The 6,330-nt window shown below is 63.8% G+C and carries 5 protein-coding genes, 1 other RNA gene and 1 pseudogene; 5 read left to right on the plus strand and 2 right to left on the minus strand.

Annotated elements, in window-relative coordinates; genetic code table 11:
• Positions 1 to 76 (minus strand): annotated as a pseudogene (locus tag VIR09_RS07895) (DNA topoisomerase III); the annotation flags it as partial.
• A 147-nt stretch (positions 77 to 223) separates the two neighbouring features.
• Here VIR09_RS07895 and VIR09_RS07900 point away from each other — a divergent pair.
• Entirely contained in the window at positions 224 to 1,417 is a 1,194-nt protein-coding gene (locus VIR09_RS07900; protein ID WP_332012376.1) for a M20 aminoacylase family protein, read from the plus strand.
• Positions 1,418 to 1,428: 11 nt separating this feature from the next.
• Positions 1,429 to 2,493, plus strand: a complete 1,065-nt coding sequence (pyrC, locus tag VIR09_RS07905) for a dihydroorotase (protein ID WP_332012377.1) — start codon at positions 1,429 to 1,431, stop codon at positions 2,491 to 2,493.
• A gap of 103 nt (positions 2,494 to 2,596) precedes the next feature.
• Here pyrC and VIR09_RS07910 read toward each other — a convergent pair whose 3' ends face one another.
• Complete coding sequence (locus VIR09_RS07910) at positions 2,597 to 4,423, minus strand: ATP-binding cassette domain-containing protein (protein ID WP_332012378.1); 1,827 nt, start codon at positions 4,421 to 4,423, stop codon at positions 2,597 to 2,599.
• A gap of 133 nt (positions 4,424 to 4,556) precedes the next feature.
• Between VIR09_RS07910 and rnpB the strand changes: the two genes are divergently transcribed.
• The 3 genes from rnpB to rsmH all read left to right on the plus strand — a co-directional run.
• An RNA gene (rnpB, locus tag VIR09_RS07915) (RNase P RNA component class A) lies at positions 4,557 to 4,962 on the plus strand.
• 353 nt (positions 4,963 to 5,315) lie between these two features.
• Positions 5,316 to 5,744, plus strand: coding sequence for a division/cell wall cluster transcriptional repressor MraZ (mraZ, locus tag VIR09_RS07920; RefSeq protein ID WP_006226256.1), 429 nt, complete (start codon positions 5,316 to 5,318; stop codon positions 5,742 to 5,744).
• 7 nt (positions 5,745 to 5,751) lie between these two features.
• The coding region (gene rsmH / locus VIR09_RS07925) for a 16S rRNA (cytosine(1402)-N(4))-methyltransferase RsmH (RefSeq protein WP_332012379.1) at positions 5,752 to 6,330 on the plus strand (579 nt) is incomplete at its 3' end.

The following is a 6,330-nucleotide window of genomic DNA, read 5'->3' on the forward strand; positions in this document are numbered from 1 at the left end:
CGGCGCTGGGGGTCAGGGGCTTCATGAATGCAGCGTTCGGCTTGCGCGCGGTCGCGGGTTTGGAGGTTGTGGCCATAATGCGGCGCTCCTTCTCTGGCTGTTGGAAAAATTGTCCTGCGGCCGGAGCATAACGTGTCTCTCCCGTAAAGACAAAGGCATTTATCCTCTGTAGCAACTAAAATGCACGGACTGTCCTCCCTACATCGTCATTCTGTAACCTCCTATGTACGCACGATCTCCTTTGGAATCAATTCGCCTCTTTCATGACGAATTGACGGCGCTGCGGCGCGATTTGCACGCGCATCCCGAATTGGGCTTCGAGGAGGTACGGACCTCCGGCATCGTGGCCGGCGCGCTGGAGGCGCTGGGGATCGAGGTGCATCGGGGCATCGGCAAGACTGGCGTGGTGGGCGTCATCCGCGGCAAACGCTGCGACAGCGGACGCATGATAGGCCTGCGCGCCGACATGGATGCCTTGCCCATGACCGAGGACAACGACTTCGGCCACAAGTCGACCAAGCCCGGCCTGATGCACGGCTGCGGCCACGACGGCCACACCGCGGTGCTGATCGGCGCGGCCAAGTACCTGTCGCAGACGCGCAATTTCGACGGTACCGCGGTGCTGATCTTCCAGCCCGCCGAAGAGGGCCGCGGCGGCGCGCGCGCCATGCTGGAAGACGGGCTGTTCGATACCTTTCCGTGCGACGCGATCTATGCGCTGCACAACTGGCCGGGCCTGAAGCCAGGCACGATAGGCATCAATCCCGGGCCGATGATGGCTGCGGCGGATCGCTTCGAGATCCTCATCACCGGACGCGGCGGCCACGGTGCGCATCCTTATCAAACCATCGACCCTGTCACGATTGCCGGCCAGATCATCACGGCGTTGCAGACCATCGTGTCACGCAACGTGAACCCGCTGGATTCGGCGGTGGTGTCCATCGGGTCCTTGCAAGCCGGACATCCTGGCGCGATGAGCGTGATTCCTCGCGAAGCGCGGATGGTGGGTACGGTGCGGACTTTCCGCAAATCCGTCCAGGAAATGGTGGAGACCCGCATGCGCGAACTGGTGTCCGCGATTGCGGGCGCCTTTGGCGGCAGAGCTGAAGTGACTTACGAACGGATCTATCCGGCGACCTTGAACACGCCACAGCATGCCAATCTGGTGGCCGACATCGCCACCGAGATGATAGGCAAGGAGAACGTCGTGCGCGATCTGACGCCGTCGATGGGCTCCGAGGATTTCTCTTTCATGTTGCAGAGCAAGCCTGGCGCATACTTCCGGCTGGGCCAGGGCGGAGCCGATTCCGGTTGCGTGCTGCACAACTCGCATTTCGATTTCAACGATGCCGTCATTCCCCTGGGCAGCGCGATGTTCTGCGCGCTGGCCGAACGGGGCATGCCGCTGGCAGATTAAGAAGCCTACCCATGTCTACTCAAAATACGACTCAGCTCACCATCACCCGCCCGGACGACTGGCATCTGCACCTGCGCGACGGCGCGGCCCTGGAGGCCGTGGTTGCCGACAGCGCGCGCCAGTTCGCGCGGGCCATCATCATGCCCAATCTGAAGCCGCCGGTCACGACCACCGAGCAGGCGCTGGCCTATCGCGGCCGCATCCTGGAGGCCCTGAAGAAGGCGGGCGGCAATCCCGATGGCTTCACGCCGCTGATGACGCTGTATCTGACCGACAACACCACGTCGGAAGAGATTTTCCGCGCCTACGAGTCGGGCCAGGTCTACGCCGTGAAGCTTTATCCGGCAGGCGCCACCACCAACTCGGACGCCGGCGTGACCGACTTGCTGGGCAAGTGCGCCAAGGCGCTGGAAGCGCTTGAAAAGTGCGGCATGCCGTTGCTGGTGCATGGCGAAGTCACAGACCCCTCGATCGACCTGTTCGACCGCGAGGCGATCTTCGTCGAGCGCGTGATGAAGCCCCTGCGCCGCGCGTTCCCCGCCCTGAAAGTGGTGTTTGAACACATCACGACGAAGGAGGGCGCGGAGTATGTGCGGGATGCCGAAGGCCCGATCGCCGCCACGATCACGCCGCAGCACCTGCTGTACAACCGCAACGCGATTTTCCTGGGTGGCGTGCGGCCGCACTTCTACTGTCTGCCCGTCCTCAAGCGCGAGACCCACCGCCTCGCGCTGGTGGAAGCGGCCACCAGCGGCAGCCCGCGCTTTTTCCTGGGAACCGACAGCGCCCCGCATGCGCGCGGCCTGAAGGAACATGCCTGCGGCTGCGCCGGCTGCTACACGGGCTTGCACGCCATGGAGCTGTACGCGACGGCTTTCGACGCCGTTGGCAAGCTGGACAAGCTGGAAGGCTTTGCCAGTTTCCATGGCCCGGACTTCTACGGTCTGCCGCGCAACACCGGCACGCTGACGCTGGTGCGCGAGTCCTATGTGGTGCCTGAGGAAATTGCGTTCGGCAATACCACGCTGGTTCCGCTGGCGGCGGGCGAGGCGCTACTCTGGCGCGCACGCGCCTAAGCAGCTGCGCCACGGCGCAGGCCGGCAGGTTCGAGACAAGAAAATGCCCCCGAATTCGGGGGCATTTTTCGTACGCCTCTATATGTATATAGAGACAAGCTGATTACAGCGCGCTTTCGCGCCGTGCTTCCAACAGTTCCCAGCGGGAAAAGCGCTCTTCGAGTTCGCTTTCGAGCTTGGCCAGTTCGCCATTGATGCGCTCGACCTCGGCGGGTGCGTCGCGGTACAGGCTGCCGTCGGCGAGCTTGCCGGCGAGCTCGGCCTGCTGCGCCTCGAGCGCGGCGATGGCGTCGGGCAGACCCTCCAGTTCGCGCAGTTCCCAAGAGTTCATCTTGGAGGACTTGGCGGGTTTGGGGCGAGCCGCCTTGGCACGCGCGGCAGCGTCATCGGCAGGCCGGGAGGCAGGGGCGGCGTCTTCGGCCGGGGCCGCCGGCGCGGGCCGTTGGGCGACCCATTCGTCGTAGCCGCCCACGTAGTCGCGCCAGCGGCCTTCGCCTTCGTAGGCGATGGTCTGCGTGACGACGTTGTTCAGGAAGGCGCGGTCGTGGCTGACCAGCAGCACCGTACCCTGGTATTCCTGCAGCAATTCTTCCAGCAGTTCCAGCGTTTCGATGTCGAGGTCGTTGGTGGGTTCGTCCAGCACCAGCACGTTGGCGGGGCGGGCGAACAGGCGCGCCAGCAGCAGGCGGGCGCGTTCGCCGCCGGACAGGCTGCGTATGGGCGAGCCGGCGCGGGCGGGCGAGAACAGGAAGTCGCCCAGGTAGCTCATGACGTGCTTGCGTGCGCCGCCGATTTCTACCCACTCGCTGCCCGGGCTGATGATGTCGATGAGCGTGGCGTTTTCGTCCAGCTGCGCGCGCATCTGGTCGAAATACGCGACCGCGACATTGGTGCCCAGGCGGGTCGCGCCGCTGTCCGGCTGCATCTCGCCCAGGATCAGTTTGAGCAGCGTGGTCTTGCCGGCGCCGTTGGGGCCGATGATACCGATGCGGTCGCCACGCAGGATGGTGGTGGAGTAGTCGTCCACCACGATCTTGTCGCCAAAGGCCTTGTTGACGTGGTCGAGTTCGGCGACCAGCTTGCCGGAGCGCTGCCCTTCGGCAAGCGCCAGTGAGACGTCGCCGACGCGCTCGCGGCGTTCGGCGCGATCGACGCGCAGCTGTTCCAGCCGGCGCACGCGGCCCTCATTGCGGGTGCGGCGGGCTTCGACGCCCTTGCGGATCCAGACTTCTTCCTGCGCCAGCAGCTTGTCGAAGCGGGCTTGCTCCAGGCGCTCGGATTCGAGCCACTGGGCCTTGCGCTCCTGCCATTGCGAAAAGTTGCCGGGAAAGCTCAGCAGACGCCCGCGGTCGAGTTCGACGATGCGGGTGGCGACGGAATCCAGGAAGCGGCGGTCGTGGGTAATGATGACCGCGGCGCCTTTCCAGGTGCGCAGCATTTCCTCCAGCCAGGCGATGCCCTCGAAGTCCAGGTGGTTGGTGGGTTCGTCCAGCAGCAGCAGATCCGGCTCGTCGACCAGGGCGCGCGCCAGCGCGACCCGCTTGCGCGTGCCGCCGGACAGGCCGGCGATCTGCACGTCGGCCGGCAGGCCAAGTTTTTCGAGCACCGAACGCACGCGCGACGGGCGCTGCCAATCTTCGTGATCACCCTCTACATTGCAGACGACATCGAAGACGGTGGCGTTTTCGTCCAGTTCAGGTTCCTGTTCGACCGTGGCCACGCGCAGCCCCGAGCTGCGGGCGATGTCGCCGTCGTCGGGCTGGGTCCTGCCGTCCAGCAGTCTCAGCAGCGAGGACTTGCCGGCGCCATTGCGGCCGATGAGGCCGATGCGCTCGCCAGCCTGGATGGCGAAATCGGCGTGATCCAGCAGCGGATGGTGGCCATAGGCCAGCTGGATGTCGGTAAGGGTGATGAGCGTAGCAAGGGCCATGTGGTGGGTCGTGTCTGCGGCGTCTGACTGAATCAAGGCGTATTGTCGCAGGAACCCCGCAACGCCGTTTGCGTGGTCCGCGCCGCAGGCCCTTCGGGGACAGAGCCGACGGGTGTAATAGAATACGCACCGCAAGGCGGGTTGGACGATCGCGGTGGATGCGAATCCATCGAGGAAGGTCCGGACTCCACAGGGCAGGGTAACGGCTAACGGCCGTCCGGCCGCGTCTTCGGGCGCGGTTGAGGAATAGGGCCACAGAGACGAGTCTGCGGGGTGGGCGCGCATCGCGCGCACAGATACGGCCATCTCCGTATCGCGCCGTCCGGCAACGGACGGCGGCATCGCAGGGTGAAACGCGGCAACCTCTACCCGGAGCAACATCAAATAGGCATGCGTGTGGTCTTCGGATCGCGAAGGGCGGCTCCGTCCAAGCATGCGGGTAGATGGCTAGAGCGGCTCAGCAATGATCCGCGTAGAGGAATGATCGTCCGCCAGGGAAACCTGGTGTACAGAATCCGGCCTATAGACCCGTCTTGCAACTCATTCTCAACGCGAGCGAGGTTCGAACCGGAACCTGGCATCGCGGCGGGCGGGTCGGCCACTTTTTCGATCGTCACAATCCCGGAGTCCGGCGCAAAGCCTCGCCAACCGGAGCAATCGACCGATCGTAAAACAATGCAAAGCCATTGTTAGCCGCCACTTCTGAAGAAGGACTTTTAGATAGTGCCGCAACCTCCTGATTTATTGGGAGGTTTTTCTTTTTGCGGATTTACATATTGATCTAAGTCCTTGTTGTGATTGAAAAAATTGCAACCACGCGCTTGACCGCCCTGATCCCATACCGTAGAGTGGGAAATAGTAGGAAATTGTGCAATTAAGTGGGGTAAAAGTGGTGTTTCAGGGAAGCAGCGCGCTCACGCTGGATGCCAAGGGACGGATCTCGATTCCGACCCGGCATCGTGACGCGCTCATGTCGCAGGCCGATGGCCGGCTGACCCTGACACGCCACCCTGACGGCTGCTTGCTGGTCTACCCGCGGCCGGAGTGGGAAAAGAAGCGCGAGCAGATTGCCGCCTTTCCCATGACGGCGCGCGCGTTGCAGCGGCTGTTGCTGGGCAACGCTCAGGACGTGGAACTGGACGGCTCCGGCCGGGTCCTGATCGCTCCTGAACTGCGCAACGCTTCCGGTATGACGCGCGATGTGATGCTGCTCGGTCTGGGCGCGCACTTCGAGCTGTGGGACGCCGCTACTCTGGCCAGCCGCGAGGCTGAGGACCTGGCCAAGGGTATGCCGGATGTGTTGAATCAGTTTTCGTTCTGAAAAAGTTATGGAATTCGAACATCGGCCCGTTCTGCTGGAGCCGACGGTGGACGCGTTATTGCTGCCCGACTTCGGCGGCAAGGGCGCGACACGGTCGCATCAGCAGGTCGGGCCGGCTACGGCTACGCGAGCGGAGGACGGCGTCTTCGTCGACGGCACCTTCGGGCGTGGCGGGCACAGCCGCGAACTGCTGGGCCGTCTGGGCAAGGCCGCCAGGCTGGTGGTGTTCGACAAGGACCCAGAGGCGATCGCCGTAGCCAATGCGTTGGCGGCAGCGGACCCGCGGGTCACCGTGGTACATGGCGGCTTTGCCACCATGGCCGAAGAATTGGCGCAGCTCGGCATCGGCAAGGTCGATGGCGTGATGCTGGATCTGGGCGTTTCCTCGCCTCAGATCGACGATGCCGAGCGTGGTTTCTCGTTCATGCGAGACGGCCCGCTCGACATGCGGATGGACACCACTCGTGGTCCCACGGTGGCGGATTGGCTGGCGCAAGCCAGTGTGGATGAGATGCGGGAGGTCATAGCGGATTATGGCGAAGAACGGTTTGCTTTTCAGGTTGCAAAGGCGATTGCTGCTCGCCGC

Origin of the sequence: Achromobacter sp. (genome assembly GCF_036567245.1) — a bacterium.
GTDB lineage: Bacteria > Pseudomonadota > Gammaproteobacteria > Burkholderiales > Burkholderiaceae_B > Achromobacter.

Bases quoted from the DNA above. Each gene is read 5' to 3' on its own strand.
- VIR09_RS07900 (WP_332012376.1), top strand. From the start codon at position 224: ATGTACGCACGATCTCCTTTGGAATCAATTCGCCTCTTTCATGACGAA.
- pyrC (WP_332012377.1), top strand. From the start codon at position 1,429: ATGTCTACTCAAAATACGACTCAGCTCACCATCACCCGCCCGGACGAC.
- VIR09_RS07910 (WP_332012378.1), bottom strand. From the start codon at position 4,423: ATGGCCCTTGCTACGCTCATCACCCTTACCGACATCCAGCTGGCCTAT.